Source organism: Lysobacter sp. N42 (assembly GCF_004344885.1).
In genome coordinates this window covers 197,646-216,451 of sequence record NZ_SKFB01000003.1, presented here as the reverse complement: position 1 = coordinate 216,451, position 18,806 = coordinate 197,646, and the positions used below count along the sequence as shown (strand labels likewise).

General features: G+C 44.2%; 18 protein-coding genes. 6 read left to right on the top strand and 12 right to left on the bottom strand.

The genetic code is table 11. From position 1 onward, the window contains the following. Positions 1–51 precede the first annotated feature (51 nt). The 7 genes from EYQ95_RS08540 to EYQ95_RS08510 form a co-directional block, all read right to left on the bottom strand. Entirely contained in the window at positions 52–543 is a 492-nt protein-coding gene (locus tag EYQ95_RS08540) for a hypothetical protein (RefSeq protein ID WP_111915464.1), read from the bottom strand. Positions 544–545: 2 nt separating this feature from the next. Then, positions 546–1,613, bottom strand: coding sequence for a tetratricopeptide repeat protein (locus EYQ95_RS08535; RefSeq protein ID WP_111915465.1), 1,068 nt, complete (start codon positions 1,611–1,613; stop codon positions 546–548). Continuing rightward, the gene (locus tag EYQ95_RS08530; RefSeq protein WP_111915466.1) at positions 1,610–2,101 is read right to left on the bottom strand and encodes an Ig-like domain-containing protein; all 492 of its coding nucleotides are present in this window, start codon (positions 2,099–2,101) and stop codon (positions 1,610–1,612) included. Before EYQ95_RS08530 ends, EYQ95_RS08535 begins: the two co-directional genes overlap by 4 nt. A 23-nt stretch (positions 2,102–2,124) precedes the next feature. Continuing rightward, the gene (locus EYQ95_RS08525; RefSeq protein ID WP_111915467.1) at positions 2,125–3,693 is read right to left on the bottom strand and encodes a DUF4331 domain-containing protein; all 1,569 of its coding nucleotides are present in this window, start codon (positions 3,691–3,693) and stop codon (positions 2,125–2,127) included. 77 nt (positions 3,694–3,770) lie between these two features. Next, a complete protein-coding gene (locus EYQ95_RS08520) occupies positions 3,771–4,445 on the bottom strand; it encodes an anti-sigma factor domain-containing protein (RefSeq protein ID WP_111915468.1) in 675 nt (224 codons plus the stop codon). Further along, positions 4,442–4,978, bottom strand: a complete 537-nt coding sequence (locus EYQ95_RS08515) for a sigma-70 family RNA polymerase sigma factor (protein WP_111915469.1) — start codon at positions 4,976–4,978, stop codon at positions 4,442–4,444. Before EYQ95_RS08515 ends, EYQ95_RS08520 begins: the two co-directional genes overlap by 4 nt. Positions 4,979–5,197: 219 nt before the next feature. Next, entirely contained in the window at positions 5,198–6,421 is a 1,224-nt protein-coding gene (locus EYQ95_RS08510; protein WP_111915470.1) for a DEAD/DEAH box helicase, read from the bottom strand. Positions 6,422–6,579: 158 nt separating this feature from the next. On the opposite strand from EYQ95_RS08510, the gene EYQ95_RS08505 reads away from it, so the two are divergent. Further along, positions 6,580–8,166, top strand: a complete 1,587-nt coding sequence (locus tag EYQ95_RS08505) for an ABC-F family ATPase (RefSeq protein ID WP_111915471.1) — start codon at positions 6,580–6,582, stop codon at positions 8,164–8,166. 87 nt (positions 8,167–8,253) lie between these two features. Here the strand turns inward: EYQ95_RS08505 and EYQ95_RS08500 are convergent, their stop codons facing one another. From EYQ95_RS08500 to EYQ95_RS08490, 3 genes are read right to left on the bottom strand one after another with little or no spacing between them, the layout of a single operon-like run. Next, positions 8,254–8,631 (bottom strand): energy transducer TonB, encoded by a 378-nt coding sequence (locus tag EYQ95_RS08500; protein ID WP_111915472.1) that lies wholly within the window; start codon positions 8,629–8,631, stop codon positions 8,254–8,256. A 48-nt stretch (positions 8,632–8,679) separates the two neighbouring features. Further along, complete coding sequence (locus EYQ95_RS08495) at positions 8,680–9,912, bottom strand: TonB family protein (protein ID WP_111915473.1); 1,233 nt, start codon at positions 9,910–9,912, stop codon at positions 8,680–8,682. Then, positions 9,896–10,291: a BlaI/MecI/CopY family transcriptional regulator gene (locus EYQ95_RS08490; RefSeq protein WP_111915474.1), complete on the bottom strand. Its 396-nt coding sequence runs from the start codon at positions 10,289–10,291 to the stop codon at positions 9,896–9,898. Before EYQ95_RS08490 ends, EYQ95_RS08495 begins: the two co-directional genes overlap by 17 nt. A gap of 173 nt (positions 10,292–10,464) precedes the next feature. Here EYQ95_RS08490 and EYQ95_RS08485 point away from each other — a divergent pair, with 173 nt between their 5' ends. From EYQ95_RS08485 to EYQ95_RS08470, 4 genes are all read left to right on the top strand, one after another. After that, positions 10,465–10,890, top strand: a complete 426-nt coding sequence (locus EYQ95_RS08485; protein ID WP_111915475.1) for an MAPEG family protein — start codon at positions 10,465–10,467, stop codon at positions 10,888–10,890. A 170-nt stretch (positions 10,891–11,060) separates the two neighbouring features. After that, on the top strand, positions 11,061–13,556 hold the full coding sequence (locus EYQ95_RS08480; protein WP_111915476.1) for a bifunctional diguanylate cyclase/phosphodiesterase: 2,496 nt from the start codon (positions 11,061–11,063) through the stop codon (positions 13,554–13,556). A gap of 96 nt (positions 13,557–13,652) precedes the next feature. Further along, on the top strand, positions 13,653–14,687 hold the full coding sequence (locus tag EYQ95_RS08475) for a catalase family peroxidase (RefSeq protein ID WP_111915477.1): 1,035 nt from the start codon (positions 13,653–13,655) through the stop codon (positions 14,685–14,687). Next, the gene (locus tag EYQ95_RS08470) at positions 14,680–15,219 is read left to right on the top strand and encodes a cytochrome b (protein ID WP_111915683.1); all 540 of its coding nucleotides are present in this window, start codon (positions 14,680–14,682) and stop codon (positions 15,217–15,219) included. Before EYQ95_RS08475 ends, EYQ95_RS08470 begins: the two co-directional genes overlap by 8 nt. 14 nt (positions 15,220–15,233) lie before the next feature. On the opposite strand, the gene EYQ95_RS08465 is transcribed toward EYQ95_RS08470, so the two are convergent. Next, complete coding sequence (locus EYQ95_RS08465; RefSeq protein ID WP_111915478.1) at positions 15,234–16,733, bottom strand: amidohydrolase family protein; 1,500 nt, start codon at positions 16,731–16,733, stop codon at positions 15,234–15,236. Between the two features lie 86 nt (positions 16,734–16,819). Beyond that, entirely contained in the window at positions 16,820–17,851 is a 1,032-nt protein-coding gene (locus EYQ95_RS08460; RefSeq protein WP_111915479.1) for a helix-turn-helix transcriptional regulator, read from the bottom strand. A gap of 147 nt (positions 17,852–17,998) precedes the next feature. On the opposite strand from EYQ95_RS08460, the gene EYQ95_RS08455 reads away from it, so the two are divergent. Then, a complete protein-coding gene (locus EYQ95_RS08455; protein WP_111915480.1) occupies positions 17,999–18,802 on the top strand; it encodes an SDR family oxidoreductase in 804 nt (267 codons plus the stop codon). Positions 18,803–18,806 lie beyond the last annotated feature (4 nt).

Sequence of the window (18,806 nt, the reverse complement as noted above, 5' to 3'; positions counted from 1 at the left end):
ACAGTTATCTCAATAAGCCACTAAAAATACAGAAAATTTAATTTTAAAAAATCAAAATGAAATAGATTCACCACGCTCACTAAGCACCCTTTGCGAAGTTTCATAACCGGGCAACGTGATTTGAGTAATCACCCTATGGTCTGGAAATTCATTCCAAACTTCGTGCACTTCGATATCATCAATATCAGTCGCATTACACTGAGCTTGAGCCTCAATCACTATATAGCTTTGGTTGGCATGAGTAGTCGCCGACCATGGTGAAGATTCCGCAAGTTTGAGATCGCAGTTGCTATTGTTCACGACAACAACGCGCTGAATAAAACTCTCGATGTCCTCAAGGTGGTTATTCAATAAAGTTGCATCAATTGGTTTTCCTTCTAACCATGATGGATTCAGAGCCGCTAAATCATGAAAAGAAACTTGGTATTTAACTACACCTTGCTCCTGAACAGTCAAAAACGAAGTGCTAAATGAATGCCCGTAGCCTCTCGAAATGAAAGCGAGGAAGACACTCATAATAGTAAGTAGCATGAATTTTTTCATAGTTAACCTCCAAAGTCGGACGATTGTGAGCCCAAATTCCTAGCGTCCATGAGTAGTATTTCATCGAGCGGCTCTTTGGCTACTGAATAGTTGATATTTGCCCACCTAAAAGCCATTTCTGGTTGTGGTTTAACGTAAGTGTAGTAATAAGCAATATCTGCACTATGGAGACGATCGCCTCGAATTTCCCTGATTTGAATTCGCTCCTGTGCATAATCACTCCAGCACGTTTCGTTGCTACCCTGCTGCGCTCGGGCAAGACGAATCGCGATTGCATCAACTTCTTGCGCTTCACAACTAGGTATTAATTCCTGCGGTACAGATGATGATTCATCGAATAAATAGCTATCGAGTAGAAGTTTTCGCTCAACAATGCTTAAGGGTTGAGGTAATTGCGCTAGCCACTGTCGTGTTTCTGAATACAGCTCAAGTAACAAAGCTTGCTCAGCTAAAATTTGTAATCTCCAATGACGAATATGACTGTCGGCGGATGAATTACTTCGCTGTTGCAATTGTTTTAACTGGTTATACGCTTGTTGTGGATAATCTCCTCTTCCCTCTACCTCAAGCAAACAAGTTAAAACCACACCTAATGCATGATCACCGAATAACTCAGAGCAAGTTGTTCGTGCTTCCTCTTCTAAACCTTGCGCAAGGGCAATACGAGCAAGCATTAAAGAAGCGCGCAAATGACTTGAGTCAAGTTCCAAGACTTGGAGTAAAAGCACACGAGCATCGTTGAAATTATGCTGGTATTGGTACAGATCAGCACTGGCTAATAGCCAAGGGATATTTTCGGATGCATCAGGGTGTTCAGACGCAGTAGATTGCACTTCTTTCGCCCGCTGCAATAAATCGTGGCTATCAGAGCGTCGAATAAAGTTTAAATAGACCTCTACCAATGGTGACGCTAAGACCAAGCTGTCAGTCTGCTGCTGGTACTGCAGCTCCAGCTCAGCTATCTCCGAAGGTACTGTGGCAACCTCCGGCTGCCACAGTATTTCTTCTTCGGAAAATGCTTGAGTGCTTACCAACAACCCGGCAAGCACCAATACGCCTCTCCAGTTCATCCGCCCTCACCCTCTGCAATGAGATCATCAAAAGCAGTAGTGTCGGTCACATCATCATTAAAGATGCGACCGTTTAAAGGCAAAGGGTCAGCATCTTCCCCTTGCGAAAACACCTCACGAATGTAAAAACTCGCAGCAACATGCTCTGCTTCAACGACAATAGACACGATTCCCTCGTCAGAGAAAACGCCGTCTGAAACCGAATAAGTAAACTCAACAATGCCGACGAATTCTGCTGGTGGCATAAAGCTAAATGTACCATCCGAATTTACATTTAAGTCTCCCACGTCACTTTCTTGCTCAACTTGAAAGCTCAATGTGTCGCCGTTAACGTCGTAGCCAATAAGTTTGTCATTTAGCGCTCTATCCACGGTTAACGTATACAAACTATCTCGCGCCGCGGGTGGGAAATTCTTCTCACTGTCTTCGTAACAGCCCGTTAAAGCCAAGGCTGTTGCAAGAATCAGAACTGTATATATATGTTTCATGATATTGCCTCCTCGTCGTTACGTTATTCGCTTGAAGAACCCGGAACTGGAGTTTGTAGGTATGGAAATCCGTCATCCACGTAGCTAGCGTTAATTGGCGCACCATCCGTGAACGGAACATTTCCCACCGGCGCATCACTCGGGCTACAGAACCCTAAGTTTGTTGGTTCACCATTCACAGGAATGTCATGGCATAAAGCTCCCATCACTACGCGCAAAGCAATATCAACTACATCATCACCTGGACGTCTCCCGTTTGGAAAACCAGCTAAGTCATCTCCTGCCACACCAAATGCTGACTGCTCGGCGGCAGGCGTTGCAGGGATAGCTGTATTCAAGCGCAGCATTTCTGAAGGCGTAACCATAGCCTGCTGATTAACACCAGCAAAACCGGTCAGGAACGCGGCAACAAGATCTGTACGGGGATAATTGGATGGTGCCAAGCTAGCGAAATCGGTACCCAAGGTCGCGTTTACAGGGTCTTTGAAGAGCAAATCAAGGATTACAGGAAGAGTAGGGTGGGTAACATAGTCTGCGAACTGACCATCTTCACTCGGCGAAGCTGAAGAAAAAGTATCTTTGTCATCAATGCCTATCACTAGCTCGTTCACAAGTGGCGAACCTAATCTAGACACTTGCACCAAAGCTCCACCATTTACTTCTGGCGTGTCGATAGTTGCATTAGGGTTTTGTAATCTCGCCTGAGGTACTTGTGCGGTAGTCCAACTACCCACAACACCATTACCATCACCTGTCACACAGTCTTTTGGAAGCTCTAAAGCGATAGTGTTGACATTCTTATTTCTTAAATCGTCGTTTGCATCACTTTGCTCAATGCCGCCTGGAAAAGCGCTAGACTCGATAGGTACGTAATTCACTAAGTCAAAAGTTTCACCTAAATTAACCACAAACGGGTCTTTTCGCTGCCCAACAAAAACTCTTCCCGGCATCGAGCAATTAGGGACCTGGATTTCATAAACATATTGATTGGCGTAATCTTCATAAGACTGAGCGCTGCCAAAAGTTTTCTCTCCCACAAATGCGATAGGCTTTGTGAATTCTTGTTCCCCGGAAGCTCCTGTCACTTGAGTAGACATGCCCGTTCTTTGTGGTCCTTCAACTAGCTCAATAGAGTACATCTCATTAAAATTGAGAGCGCTTTGGTCACTTGCTGAAATACCGCCCACAAATTTAAGCGGAACACTCACATTTCTCTGCATACCCTCAGGCCCTACGGGTAACATCACCCCGCCATTTGGCAACGAGTTATTGAAACGAAACTCAAAAGTTAGATCTTCCTGCGCATCACCATCACTATCAAAATGAATAGCGTAAACAGCAGCCGGATCCATCGCGAAATAGTTGGGACCACCATAGGCGTCTTGCAAAGGAATATAATTTGCTATCGCCGTAACATAGTCGCCCCGCCCTGACTCATAGCTGTTGAATAAATAGAAGTCAGTCGAGTCTAGTGTCGGAAATCGAGTAATGTTCGGAGCTTCTCTATGGCTAGAAGCTACGGCTGTTGCAGATACGATACCTGCAGCGAAAAGTGCTATTGCTATTGGTGTTTTTGAATAAGATTTAGTCATAATACCCTCTCGTTGTTACGTTTCTCACTCACTATCCGAACGAGAGGGTATTTTGGATTCAAAAAAGTTTAATTTTTTTATATTTGAACAATATCAGTAAGATAAAGTACTGGCCCAGAAGGTAAACCGGTTGTTGAACCTCCAGCAGGCTCTAGGCTTACTGCTAATCCTCCGATTTCAGCCAAGCTAAACCCTGGAGGTGCCGTAAGCACTATTCGATCTTCACTTTCAGGTAGCAATCCCAGCGAGATCGGGTTTGAGCCATCCTTAGGTAACATCCACAATTCGTAGTCCTTGTCGCTATAACCTTCAATCGAAGGTTGTGGACTCACTTCTATAGAATTATTCGAAACATTAAGTACCCATAAAGTTTGTTTGTCATCATTTTGAATGACTGCAAACTTTTGATTAGGTTCATCTACGATGTGGTTGGTCTGCCCTATCAACAAAACTGTCAAAACGATTGCAGCTACACTTCCAAACGCTCCTAACCAATGCCACAGGTCAAATTTCTTTTTAACGTTACTAAACAGCCTTCCGTGAATGTTGTTCCAACTCTTTTTCGGCGGAGAAACAGGTTGAAGTCGTTCGGTCAAATCATGCAATTGACCTTCCCAATAAACCACCTGTTGGCTAATTTTCGAGTCTCTTTGCATTAAAGAAACAAATTTTACACGCGCTTGCCCCCTCATGAGGCCGATAACATAACGACGAGCGAGTTGATCTGTAAGTTCTAGATTATGGTAATTCATGGCTGCAGACACCTCTTCAGACTATCTAGCCCACGTCGAATCCAAGTTTTAATCGAACCAAGAGCCTCTCCTAAGTGTTGACTTATTTCTTGGTGAGTTAAACCAAACAAATATGCGAGGTGAATAGATTGTCGTTGAGAATCTTTCAATTCTCCAAGGCAGGTGTCGAGTCGCGGAGTGTCAGGCTCTACATCATTGATTACGTCGACTGTACTCTGACTCATTAATTGTTCGATATCAGCCACTGATATCGCTTGGTTATCAGTAACACGCAAGACATCTATTGCACGATACCTAGCCATACTTGTTACCCAAGACATTACAGAGCCTTGGTCCTCTCGATATTGAGATGCCGAATGCCAAACCTTCACATAAGTGTCTTGAAGTACATCTTCTGCAAGCTCGCGGTCGCGCAGTATTGCTAGACAAACACTAAAAAGCTTGGATGAGGTTTGAGCGTAGAATCTTTTGAAAGCCACCCTATCGCCAAGAGCAATCAGGTGAAGTTCTTTAGAGAAGTTTGGCGTAGCCATAAAGACTGTCCTTTCATTTTATTCAGGGAGCTTCGTTTGGATATCCATTTTTTTAGAATTATTTCTACACTGCTGAATGAATATTCTTTAGCAATTAGGCTTACGCATTTCTTTAGATTTAAGTTCACTATGAGTGAATTAACAAGGGCACAGAATTATGAGGTGCGCGCACAAAAGTGCGCGTTGATTGAGCTTCCAAGCTTTAAATGTAACTTGTATTTATTTCTTACGATGGTTTCGATTATTAGAGTTCGATGGTTTCCTAGGAGGCCTCGGAGCTTTTTTAGGCGGTGGTGTTTTACCGGTTAGTTCAACTGGCGCAAAACCCTCAAGCTGGCGGCGTTCAATAGGTTCACCTGTCAGTTTTTCAATCGCTTTTAACGTTTTGAATTCTTCGTCCATCACCAATGAAATAGCATGCCCTACTTGCCCGGCTCTACCTGTGCGCCCAATACGGTGAACATAGTCTTCCGCCACTTGCGGTAAGTCATAGTTAATGACGTATGGGAGTTTATCGATATCTATACCGCGTGCAGCAATATCGGTCGCAACCAGCACCTGTACCTTTCCAGACTTAAATTCGGCTAACGCTTTTGTTCTTGCACCTTGGCTTTTGTTGCCATGAATAGCCGCTGCTAAAAAGCCGTCTGCGTGAAGCTGTTTCACTAACCTATTGGCGCCGTGTTTGGTGCGAGAAAATACAATCACTTGAGGCAACTTCAGGTTACGAAGTATTTGCATTAACATCCGCGACTTTTTGCTTTTTTCAGCAGCATAAAGAACCTGCTCAATACGTTCAGCAGTAGCATTTGCGGGCGCCACCGATATTTCCACAGGATTATTCACCAAACTTTTCGCAAGTTTGCGAATATCATTCGAGAAAGTCGCCGAAAACATTAATGTTTGTCGCTTTGCAGGTAACAGTTTAATAATTTTCTTGATGTCGTGAATAAAGCCCATGTCGAGCATGCGGTCAGCTTCGTCCAACACCAATATTTCTAATTTAGGAAAACGAACGGCGTTTTGCTGGTAAAGGTCGAGCAAGCGTCCAGGTGTGGCGACAAGAATGTCGACGCCTTTGCGGAGCTTCATCATCTGTGGGTTAATTTTCACGCCACCGAAAACCACAGCAGATTTTAATGGCAAGCCAGCACCATAAGTTGCAACACTCTCGCCTACTTGCGCAGCTAGCTCCCGTGTCGGCGTTAAAATAAGTACACGAGCGGTATTCGGTTTAGCGCGCTCTCCGTCCTTCAGCTTTTCTAATATAGGTAACGTAAACCCTGCTGTTTTACCGGTTCCAGTTTGAGCAGCGGCCATAACGTCACTGCCTGCAAGTACTGAGGGGATTGCTTGTGCTTGGATTGGCGTAGGCTCGGTATAGCCTTGTTGGTCTAGAGCGGTAAGAATTTCAGGGCAAAGCTTAAGATCGGAAAATGTCATGTATAGATATGCAACTCGATAAAGGTATGAAGTTACATTCTACTTGAGAGCGGCGTTAATTCGTAGGATAAACCATCAAATTCACGATTATTTCTGTTAAACTTGCGCCCGTTTGGCGACATGCCTTTTATTTCCCCTTTTTAATTGAGTACCCATTCGTGATTTCAGCTGCAAATATCACCATGCAATTTGGTGCAAAACCACTATTCGAAAATATATCCGTTAAGTTTGGCCAAGGAAATCGCTACGGCTTAATCGGCGCAAATGGGTGCGGCAAATCTACCTTCATGCGAATTTTAAGTGGTGAGCAAGAGCCTTCAAGCGGCAACGTTTCCATACCGCCTGACTTACGTGTCGGTAAGTTACGCCAAGACCACTTCGCATATGAAGCTTTTTCTGTAGTGGATACCGTTATTATGGGTCACGAAACCCTGTGGGCGGTTAAGGAAGAGAGAGATCAAATTTACGCTAGGGAAATGACCGAGGAAGACGGCATGCGTGTTGGCGACCTTGAAATCGAGTTCGGAGAACTCGATGGTTACACGGCAGAACCAAGAGCCCAGGAACTTCTTTCAGGTTTGGGCATTCCTCTTGAGCAGCATTTTGAGCCCATGTCCTCTCTTGCGCCCGGCTTGAAGATTCGAGTACTGCTTGCACAAGTGTTGTTCTCCGATCCTGACATTATGCTTCTTGATGAGCCGACCAATAACCTCGACATCAACACCATTCGTTGGTTAGAGAATATTCTTGCGGAGCGTCAAAGCACCATGATTATCATTTCGCACGACCGTCATTTCCTTAATAGTGTCTGTACTCACATGGCTGACATTGATTATGGCGAGCTTCGTTTATACCCAGGCAACTACGACGACTACATGTTTGCCGCAACACAAGCGCGGGAGCAATTATTACAAGACAACGCGAAGAAGAAGGACAAAATTGCAGAACTTCAGAGCTTTGTGAGTCGTTTTTCTGCGAATGCTTCAAAAGCCAAACAGGCAACTTCTCGGGCACGCCAAATTGAAAAAATTCAATTGGCAGAAGTGAAAGCTTCTAGCCGTATGAGTCCATATATTCGCTTTGAGAATGAGAAAAAACTGTACCGCTTAGCGCTTGAAGTTGAGAACTTAAGTAAATCTTTCGAGGACAACCAAGTCCTCAAGCAACTTTCTACCCATATCGAAGTGGGTGAGAAAGTCGCGATTCTTGGTAGCAATGGTATCGGTAAAACTACACTGATAAAGACCTTAGTTGGCGATTACACACCAACAGATGGAAGTTATAAGTGGTCGGAAAACGCTAATATAGGCTACTGCCCACAAGATCACGCAGACATGTTTGCACAAAACCAAAACGTATTTGAGTGGATGAGCCAGTGGATGCAGCCTCACCACGACGAGCAGAATGTCCGTGGGGTTTTGGGTCGTATGCTATTTTCACAAGACGACATCAAAAAGCCTGTGAAAATTCTTTCGGGTGGTGAAAAAGGTCGCATGATTTTCGGCAAGCTCATGCTACAAAGTCCGAATATTTTGGTTATGGATGAGCCAACCAACCATTTAGACATGGAGTCGATTGAAGCGCTTAACTTAGCTTTAGAAAACTACAAAGGAACGTTGCTCTTTGTGAGTCACGACCGTGAATTCGTTTCGTCACTTGCCAACCGTATTATTGAAATTACCGACCAAGGATTTCGCGATTTTGCAGGCAGTTACGACGACTATTTGCGCCAGCAAGAAAAATAATAAGCCAAATCTTTAGAGCAATAAGACACCCTAAATAAAATACCGCATCCCATAAGAGATGCGGTATTTGTTGTTTGCTCCAAGGACCTACTCTTGGACCAGCCTCATATCGAGTCGAATCATGATTTCCACATTGTCGGCCGGAACATATCGCCATTGCTCAACAGCTTTAATAACTTCTCGCTCAAAGACACCTTCAGGCTCAGAATCAACGACTGTGATATTTTGTGGACGACCCTCATTATCCACAGTTAATTGCAAAGACACGTAACCCTCAAGACGCCGTCGAGCCGCCTCAACTGGAAAGCGTGGAGCCACTCGCACCAGTGGCTGAGTTTGCTCAGGTGTTGTTGCCAAGGTTCTATGGGTATCCACTGACTCGCTGTTACTCACCGAATTATCTGATGCAGCACACCCCGCAAGTAAACCCGCGGCAGCCATAATTAAAATAAACTTTCTTGTCATAATGCTTTCCTTATCGATTCATAAACAGGAACCGGTTATCTCCGTGAATTAGTTATTAGAACCCATATTAAATTCCAATTTCACAGTCGCTTCAACATTGTCTTGTGGCATATAGCGCCATTTCGACAAAGCACGCATAGCTTCACGTTCAAAAACACCTTCAGGCACCGACTCTATTACCGTAAGGTTTTCAGTTTGCCCGTTTTGATTAATCGTAAAGCGAACTCTTACATGACCCTCAACACCATTTCGAGCTGCCGCTGCTGGATACATAGGGCTAACACGAACAAGAGGAGTAGGCGCTTCTTCAGACTCTGCCGAGGCCGTCGGAATATTCCAGGCCAATGCGCACGCAGCAATCATTGCCGCGCTCACTACAACAACAACTTGGTTTCCTTTCGAGCGGTTTTGTAACTGGTTAAAGCGTTGTTTTAACATCGTTTTATTTCCTTTTGGGTTGCCATAATGCGTACTACATGGGCTTACCGAAAACACTGAATTCTTAGACCACGCATTAGATTTACTGGATGAATGTTCCGCGGTCGCCTTTAAAAGGGTCTGCGCATATTTTTTAGTTGTTACTGAACTAGGTTCAGCATTGTATTTTGCGAGCACGTCCGCATCGCATGCTAGCTCTTGGTCTACCCGAAATCGTCTATAGGCAGCCCACATTAACGGGTTAAACCATTGCACGCTGAATAATAGCCAAGCAACTAAGTTGGCTCGAGTATCGCCACGGCGCCAGTGCATAATTTCATGAGTAAGAATGAACCTGCGTTCTTGGCTGTTGTAAATGCTTGCGAAATTATCGGGAAGAAGAAGATTTGGTTTAAAGAGCCCAAATGTAGACGGCGCAACACCTTTATATTGGTACTGAAAGCGCCCTGAACACTTAGCATTCCGTTTCATAAAGTAATGCAGCTTTATTAAATCGTACACTCCAAGCGCTGCAATCATTAACACTCCAACGCCCCATACAATTAGCATTGCAGTGTAATTTAAGTTTTCAGCTCCCACTGGTCTGCTCGCCTGAATTGCTGTTTGTAGCTCTGCTATTACTTTTATGGGTTCCATTTCAGCGCCAGAGATATGCGCTGCAAGTTCAGCTACGGAAGGCGCTAAACCGAGTACTACGAGCGAAAGCGGAATTAATACCCATAATTGGTAGGTTGCTCTAGCACCCAAATGCTTCAATGACCAAGAGTTAGTAATAAGAAGTAGTAAAGACACAGCTGAAACAAAAAGCGTGCTCGCCACGCCAAAATTAATCAGGCTTTCCATCTTGCTTCTCCTCCCAAGCGTCAATAAGTTGCTTCAAACTTTCAATATCTTCAGCGTCTAAATTACGCTGTTCAGCAAAGCCTGAAACCAACCCTGAAATCTTCCCTGAAAAAACTCGATCTACCAGCGAAGTACTCATTTGCTTCTGATAATCTTGCTCCGCAATTAATGGGAAATAACTATACGACCTCCCCTCCTTCTCAAAGCTAACAGCGCCTTTTTTCACAAGCCTATTCAAAAGTGTTTTCACCGTTTTTTCATGCCACGCTTCCACTTCCTGAACTTGCGCAACCACTTCTGCAGAACGTATTGGCGAGCTTTTCCATAGCACCTTTAGAATCGTTAACTCAGCATTAGATATATCGTTTGCTTTGGTCATCAGAGTCCTCGCACAGTTATGATTACAATCGTAATCCGAACCTCAAGACTACATTTGTAATCTAATTATGGCAAGTCAATCAAGACAAGATGGAGAGCATCAGGCTATATTAAAGTGAATGCTTCAAGCTGATTGTCCGAAATAACAACCTATAACTAAGGATTTTATTAACCATGATGAACTCTCAACTCATACTCCTTCCTGCTCTTGCCATGGGCTTGTTTACTTTCCTTGTGGCTATTCGCCTTATGCTCGCAAGAGTAAAAGATATGAAAGCGCTGAAGGTACACCCTCAAAAAGGGCAAGACACCAAACATTTAAAAAGTTTACTGAGCGAGAAAACTGGTTGGATTGCTGACAATTACAATCACTTGTTCGAACAACCCGTTATTTTTTATGTGGCGTGTTTTAGCTTGGCTATTCTTGATGCAGTACATATCACCACGCTATCGCTAGCATGGGCTTATGTTACGTTGCGCGTTCTTCACTCTTGGGTACAAACCACAACCAATGTTGTGTTGCTGCGCTTCAACCTGTTTCTTGCCTCATGGCTTGTCATTGTAGCGATGCTTATCTTTGGAGTACTTGCCATCGTTTAACTGCTCAAAACCACGGGCATAAAGTGTACTGGCTATCTTTTATTGACCCGCATCAATAAAAATGGTTATTTTTAAAGCAATTGCTTTCTAATATATGTTTGTATTTGAGAGAATTGCGATGTCGGTGGTATGCGTACCTAATTTGAGCAGCTCTTAGCTAAGTGGTGTGAATGGATATTTTTTATAGCATTCTCATGGGTTTCAACCTGTTGTGCGCAGCGTTAATTGCGCGCTCGGGCTTAGCTGAAAAGCGTGTCTACTTTCTTACTCTAGCTGTTCTTAACGTTGTACTGTTCTTCTTTCACCTGACCAGTATGGCGCTGTTATCTACCTCCAACTTAGAACAAGCACAACAACTCGCTTTTTACCATTCATCGCTCATCCTCTTAGGATACCCTTTGATTATTTATACCTTTGGGAAATGGTCGAGGGTCAAACATACCGGCAAGGTAACCATGGGCGTCGCCGCTGTACTGTTAGCCATACTTATCGTTAACGCTTTGATAGGCTCAAACGCTCGCTATGGCACAGAACATCATTTAGTGCCGTACACCACAATTTTTGGTGATCAAGCTTATTTGCTACGAGGGCAAGAGGGTAACTCCTTCTTTCTACTTCATAGCCTTTTTGGTTTTATTAGCGTTTATCTTTTTTATTGTGCATTTAAGTTTTATAAACACCATGTAACCACTTTGAGTACCGCTCTCTTTATAACTGTAACTCTTATGCCCTTAGCCACCTTCGCAGGGTATAAACTCGATAATCTAGAATGGAATATCTTTTATGTTGGCGGCGTACCTCTAACCCTTCTATCGTTGTATGTCACACTCTATATTAGTGACTACTTGCGATACAAAACCATGGCGCTCGACCACGAAATATCTGAAAGCGAGCAGATGGATACAGTACTAAGCCGTATAGCGGAAGTATCGAACAGCGGCGACCTCTCTCAATTTTATGAAGAGCTACTGGAAATACTTGCGGACTACGCGAAGTCAGACTTTCTCATTCTCGCCGACTACGATGAAAGCGCTCCCGACTACATACAAACCAAAGTAGTTTACAAAGGCCAAACACGCGTACCGAACTTTAGATATGCACGGCGCGGTTCACCGTGTGAGAATGTTATCGACAAAGGTATATGTTTTTATCCAAGTTCAGTAGCAGAGCTGTTTCCAAACGACGAGATGCTTCTCCAAGAAGGTATTGAGTCTTATATCGGCTGTCCGTTGTTTGACGAACAAAATAGGCTAATTGGCTTACTTGTTATTCTTTATAAGCATGAGATCGACACCAACAGAAAGCTGCGGGTAGTGCTCGAAGCATTCTCAAGTCGAATTTGCGCTGAAATTAAACGTGACAAATTAGAGTCGGAATTGAAAATGACCGCTTATACCGACTACCTTACGCGTCTCCCGAACCGAGCGCGGCTACTAAACCAAATTAGCGAGTCATTTTTTCAGGCTCAAAAGTCGAATACCAACTGTCTACTGCTCATGCTTGATATCGACCACTTTGGAGAAGTGAATCAAAAGTACGGATATGAGGCCGGCGACCAAGTGATTAGAGAGCTCGGCGCACGCCTTTCTCATTTTAAATCCGACCGTATCCTAGTGGCTCGAAATGGAGGCGACGAATTCGCGATTCTTATCAATAAATTCACAGGCGACTTTAATGCTTCTATTCAAATGCATTGGACCGCCATTCGTGCAGTTGTCATGAAAACATTTGAAATCGGTAGCCGAAAAATAAATATCACATGCAGCATGGGCGCAGTTGTTTTCCCTTCTCAAGTTGGGGAAAACCTAGACATCGTTAATGCGGCAGAACGCGCGGTTATACAAGCAAAGGAGCAGGGAAGAGACCAAGCATCATTGTTTGATCCTGTGCTTCTGCATGAACTCAATAATCGGCGACAAATGGAAATTGACTTACTTCACGCCATGGACTCTTCAAATGAATTATTTATGGTGTATCAACCGAAACACCATAAAAGTGGAAAAGTTGTAGGCGCTGAAGCCCTTATACGTTGGAAACACCCTCAGCAAGGCTTTATTTCACCAGCCCAATTTATACCCATTGCGGAAAGTAGCGGCATTATTCACAAACTGGGTAAGTGGGTAATTCAGCAAGTTTGCAAACAGCAAATGACATGGAAAAACCAAAATTTAAGCGTTGTTCCAATTTCCATAAATATTACTGCGTCACAAATCGAAGACCGAGATTTTGTAGAGCAGTTGCTAAAGGAGCTAACCAATTTCTCATTAGAGAATGCCGACATTGAGGTAGAGCTTACCGAATCGAACTTATTGTCTGAAAAAGACACCGCCTCAGCAGCACTTTCTGACCTGCAGAGTCATGGAATAAAAGTAGCACTCGACGACTTTGGCACTGGCTATTCATCTTTGTCCTATCTCAGCAAGCTGCCGATTGATGCGATTAAAATCGACAAAGTCTTTGTCGACCAAATTCAATCGAAAGAAAACGTGGAACTTGTGAAGTCGATTATCGCCATTGCCCATGCCATGGACTTATCGCTAATCGCCGAAGGCACAGAAACCCAAGAACAAGTGGATACGTTAGTGACATTTGGTTGCGACTACTTCCAAGGGTATTACTTCAATAAGCCATTACCACCGGAGGAGTTTGTGAAGCTGCTCAAGTAGTTTTATTCTTTCACTTCCCGCGTAACTTGGCTACGGACAGATCCATACAAAGAAAAACTTCGTTCAATAATTAATTGAATTCAAAGGATGTCTCTTATGCTCGCAAGATATGGTGTGATCGGTGTTGTTATCGTTGGCCTAGTAGCCTTAGTTTGGGCTGTTGCCTCTGGCGTAGGTCAATCAGAGGTAACCGCGGAACGCTTCGTCGACATGCAAGGCGGACAAAATCCACACGCGGGTTTCCGGCGCGCACATGCCAAAGGCTTTTGTATAGAAGGTAACTTTAACGCGAATGGGGCACTTTCCTCGTATACCACAGCAGATGCTTTTCAATCAGGAAGTCACCCATTTACAGGACGCATTTCTATTTCTGGTAACAACCCAACCGCACCGGATATGGCGGCTGGCGTTCGAAGCTTAGCGCTCAGCTTTGGTGAGGGTAACCAAACTTGGCGTACCGCTATGAATACACCACCGGTTATGCCTGTGGGAACACCCGAAGATTTCTTCGCCATGATTCAAGCCTTGTCTCCAGACCCTGAAACGGGTGAGCGTAATCCTGAAAGAATTCAGGCTTTCTTTGCCAGCCACCCAGAAACGCAAGCCTTGCGGAATTGGCAGGCTTCCTATTCGCCATCACAAAGCTTTGCTACGGAAACTTACAACAGTATTAACGCGTTTTACCTCATAGACGAGAACGGTAACCAGCAAGCGATCCGTTGGGCAGTCGCCCCTTCGAGCGAAACAAGCAGTTCGCCCGCTATTGCTATAAACGCAGAGAACCCAGACGCACTGCAAGAAGAGTTTGCAGCACGTATTCAACAAAACGCTGTTGTTTTTGACTTTATGGTCACGTTGGCATCCGAACAAGATGACGAAAACAATCCGACAATTCCTTGGCCAGAAGATCGCGAAACTATAAATGCAGGGCAAATCGTTATTACTGGGGTGTCACCTCAAGCAGGGGCACTTTGTAATGAAATTAACTTTGACCCGTTGGTATTACCCGAAGGCATGGCAGCAACAGCAGACCCCATTTTAAGAGCGCGTTCAGCGGCTTATGCTGAGTCTTATCGAAGAAGAGCAAGAGAAACGTTTTTAGGACAAGGTGAGGATGCAAGCCATGAGTAAGCCAACGGTACATAGCACTCCAGCACGCATTATTCATTGGGCCATGGCATTGCTCATTTGGTCTCTTATTTTTGCGGGGCTTTCAATGGTGCAAAGCCTGCAAACCTGGCAGGTTGAACTGCTCGCCATTCATAAATCGTTTGGTGTGGTGGCATTACTGCTCGTCATTTGGCGACTCATTATTCGCCTCACTCACGAGCAGCCCGAGTTACCTAAAGACCTCGCGCCCTCACAGAAACGTATTGCGCACTTGTCACACGTTTTACTCTATGTCGCTATGTTTGCCATGCCTATAAGCGGCTACTTAATGCAAAATGCAGCGGGCCGGCCTATCGAATTCTTTGGTTTGTTTACGCTCCCAGCAATAATTCCTGTCAATCTTTCCGCGTATGGCTTCTTCCGTGAAACGCATAGTTGGATTGCATGGGGTCTTGTCGCACTGGTTGTTTTGCATATAGCGGCAGCACTCCATCACGGTCTGATTCGCAAAGATTCAGTACTACAGAGCATGCTTGGCAAAACCAAAGATTAAGCGTCGCTGAGTCGCTAACCTTGGTTAGCGACTCTTACAGCTTCGCGCATATTCTCGATGTCTTCACCTGTATACCTACGCCCATTACTTATCACTTCAACGATAGTTTTGGTATGGCTTATGTTATTCAAAGGGTTGGCATTCAATATCAATAAATCTGCTTGATACCCTTCACGAATAACGCCTGATTCAATATTCATTTGCTGCGCTGTGGTGGTAGTAGCACTTCGTAAAGCTTGCGCAGGCGTAAAGCCAATAGCGACTAGCGACTCTAACTCCTCATGAAGTGAATAACCTGGCACCATAATAGGTACGTTCGCATCTGTTCCCGCTAGAATGAGTACATTCTGCTGAACCATGGCCTGAAGAAGTATTTGGTTCGCTTCTGCATATGCATTCCAATATCTTTGGTTCCCTGGAATAAGGTCTTCAGGATAATCTTCTGGTAAACGATAGATATTAGATTCTGGCAACCAACCCATAACCTTAAAGCTGTCACCTAAAGATTCAGCGATACCCGTGTTTACATATTCTGCGTGAACGTGTGATAACGCGTCCTCGACACTCAGCTTTTGTGCTGAAAAGCTTTCAATGAGCGCTAGAGTTGTCACTACAGCGATGTCATTGTTGTTAAGTTCCGCGGCTACTGCTTCGCTTCGGTCTCTTACAAACTGAAGAAACTCTTCTGTGTCGTCTCTAGTGTAGCCACCAAATTCTCGATCTAAAGCTTTTACCAATTCTTCAACATGGCCTAAATCTTTAAGATCAGACGCCCAAACTTGGTCTAACGGGAGATCGAAAGGAATGTGTCCAAGAATTTGGATATTCGCTTCCCGCGCCGCATCTTGTAAGGCAACAAAATGGTCGTTGTCTAACAAGGTATAAACCTTAATTGCGTCGTAACCTGCACTTTGTATACTCGCTACGTGCTGCGACATGTTGTCTGTGCTAGCAACAGGGTTTATTTTTGCTGCCCAGCGGTCAAATAAAGCAGAAAAACCTGTTGAAGTATTGTGTCTTCTAGTGGCTACGAATAAATCCGGACCAGGTCGGCCTGCGGCGATATCTTCTCTCCATGACAAATGTTCCTCACTACCATTGAGCTCACGTACATGAGTTACACCATTTGCGAGGTAAAGTAGTAAATCGTTTGGCGATTGCCATAGATGAACATGTGCATCTATTAATCCAGGAATTATAAACTTCCCGCTAGCATCGATTACTTCAACATGCTCTGGAACTGACAAACCCTCATCTAGGGCTTCAATTATTCCGTTTCGGACGATAATAGTTTGATTCGCGAGCATCCGTTCGCCATCTTGGGAGAGTACAGAGGCATTCAAAATTGCATACGCGCCCTGTTCACTTCTAAACTGCTCAGAATTGACGGTAGGAACGAACTCTCCCCATGCTTTATTCACCTGATAGTACATCACGGCAAAAGACAACAAGGTCAAAACCAGCAAACTGGCAAAGGTGATTAGAAGAACTTTTTTATATATTGATGCTTTCATTGCGCTAAACCTACTGTGTTTGAAAATGTAGGTTCAGATTAAGAGGAGGGTAGACCTTAATCTTATCGAAAATGAAGAAAATAACGTCAATTCTGAAAACTACGCCTATTCTTCCTAAACTCTGAGGGTGTCATGCCCACCTCTTTTTTAAAGGCTCTGTTGAACGGCGGTAACGAATTGAAACCATGATTTAATGCAATGGTTAATATAGGCAAATGGTCATTCTCACTATCAGACATAACCCTAATAACGTCTTGTAATCTATAGTTATTCACGTAACTACTGAAGTTTTCATAGCCTGTATAGTTATTGATTAGTTTTCTTAATCGGTGCTCGGCAACACCCATCAAACCAGATAAACGACCAATGGTCAGCTGATCCTTTAGGTAAATTTTGTCCTCGAGCATTAAACTTTCTAGTTTCGACAATAACTTTTTCTCTGCCTGGTTGGGCACTTTCTTCGATTTGACATCATGATAAAAAGTTAAGGCAGTAGAGTGACCTGATAGCACCCAAAGACTCATAGCTACCGCAGGAATCCAAACGCTTATTGCATTTACCGTTGTCTGTTGTTCTTTAAACCACAAAGATCCAGCAAGAATGGCAAGAAACATCGAAAGTGCAATTAAGGCAATGAGGTACAATCTATATTTGCGACGAACCTCTATTAAATCGTCTTTGCGCCCGAGCAAGGTTATCGCCAGCATATGACCCACCAATAGCAACGAGCTTCCGAGAACCAATAACGCCCACCAATCAGGCAGACGATCAATCACTTCCATCCATGCAAGGCGCTCCGCTAACATACTACCCACCAACACGGTAAGGCCCAGTAAATGCCAGGTACGAATAAAAAAATCGCGCTTAAATAACGTAAGCACAAACAGCCAAGTTATAGGAAGTAATAAGGTGTCTAACCATCGAAGAGGTACACGAATAGCGTACGGAAGCTGAAAAGGGTCTGGCATTGCGCCCAACAAGAAGCAGGCGATGAGGACATTTGTCGCCACCAACAGCTTAGCTTGCCGACTATGAAATAAGTCGCGAGCAACAATCACCGACAGAAGAATAGCCAAGCTAAGCGCCGAGAACCTGAAAAAGGCGTCTATGGTGAGCACTTTTTATCCCTTTTAAAAATTACCGATTTAACTTACAACGGTGCTTTTCACAGCGCAAGCATGTTCACCCGTTATGCATAATTGCATGCTAACAAAGACTTAGGTTGTGCTATTTTTAATAGCGGTTAAACAATAAGAGACAAAAACATGGGACGGTTAGCCAATAAAGTTATTGCTATTACAGGCGCGGCACGAGGAATTGGAGCAGGAGTCGCTAAGGCTTTTCACGATGAAGGCGCAACGGTCATTTTAACGGATATCTTAGAAGATGAGTGCCAAGCGTTAGCCAATGAACTTGGTAAGCAAGCTTACGCTTATCGACTGGATGTGCGAAACGAAACAGAATGGCAAAAATTCACCCGTTGGATTGAAAAGCAATTTGGTAAGCTGAACGGACTATTCAACAATGCGGGCATTACCGGCTTTGAAGACGGTGTTGGTCCACACGATCCAGAGCACGCAACACTGGAGGAGTGGCACAAAGTACATGCCGTGAATTTGGACGGTACATTTTTGGGTTGTAAGTATGCCATTCAACTTATGCGCAAAACGCAAAGTTCGGGAAGCATTATTAATATGTCGTCTCGTTCCGGGCTGGTTGGCATTCCACGTGCCGCAGCCTACGCCTCTTCGAAGGCGGCCATTCGCAATCATACCAAGTCCGTCGCGCTATATTGCGCACAAGAAAACTTACCGATTCGATGCAATTCAATACATCCGGCCGCAATCATGACGCCAATTTGGGAGCCTATGCTGGGTGAAGGCGAACAACGTGAAAAGAATATTCAGAATATCGTAGCCGACTGTCCCATGAAACGTTTTGGTGAAGTATCTGAAGTCGCCGCAGTATGTGTGCTTCTGGCTTCCGACGAAGCTAATTACATGAACGCTTCTGAACTTACCATCGATGGTGGGATTCTTGCTGGGAGTTTTCAACCGATTGGTGATTAGAGCT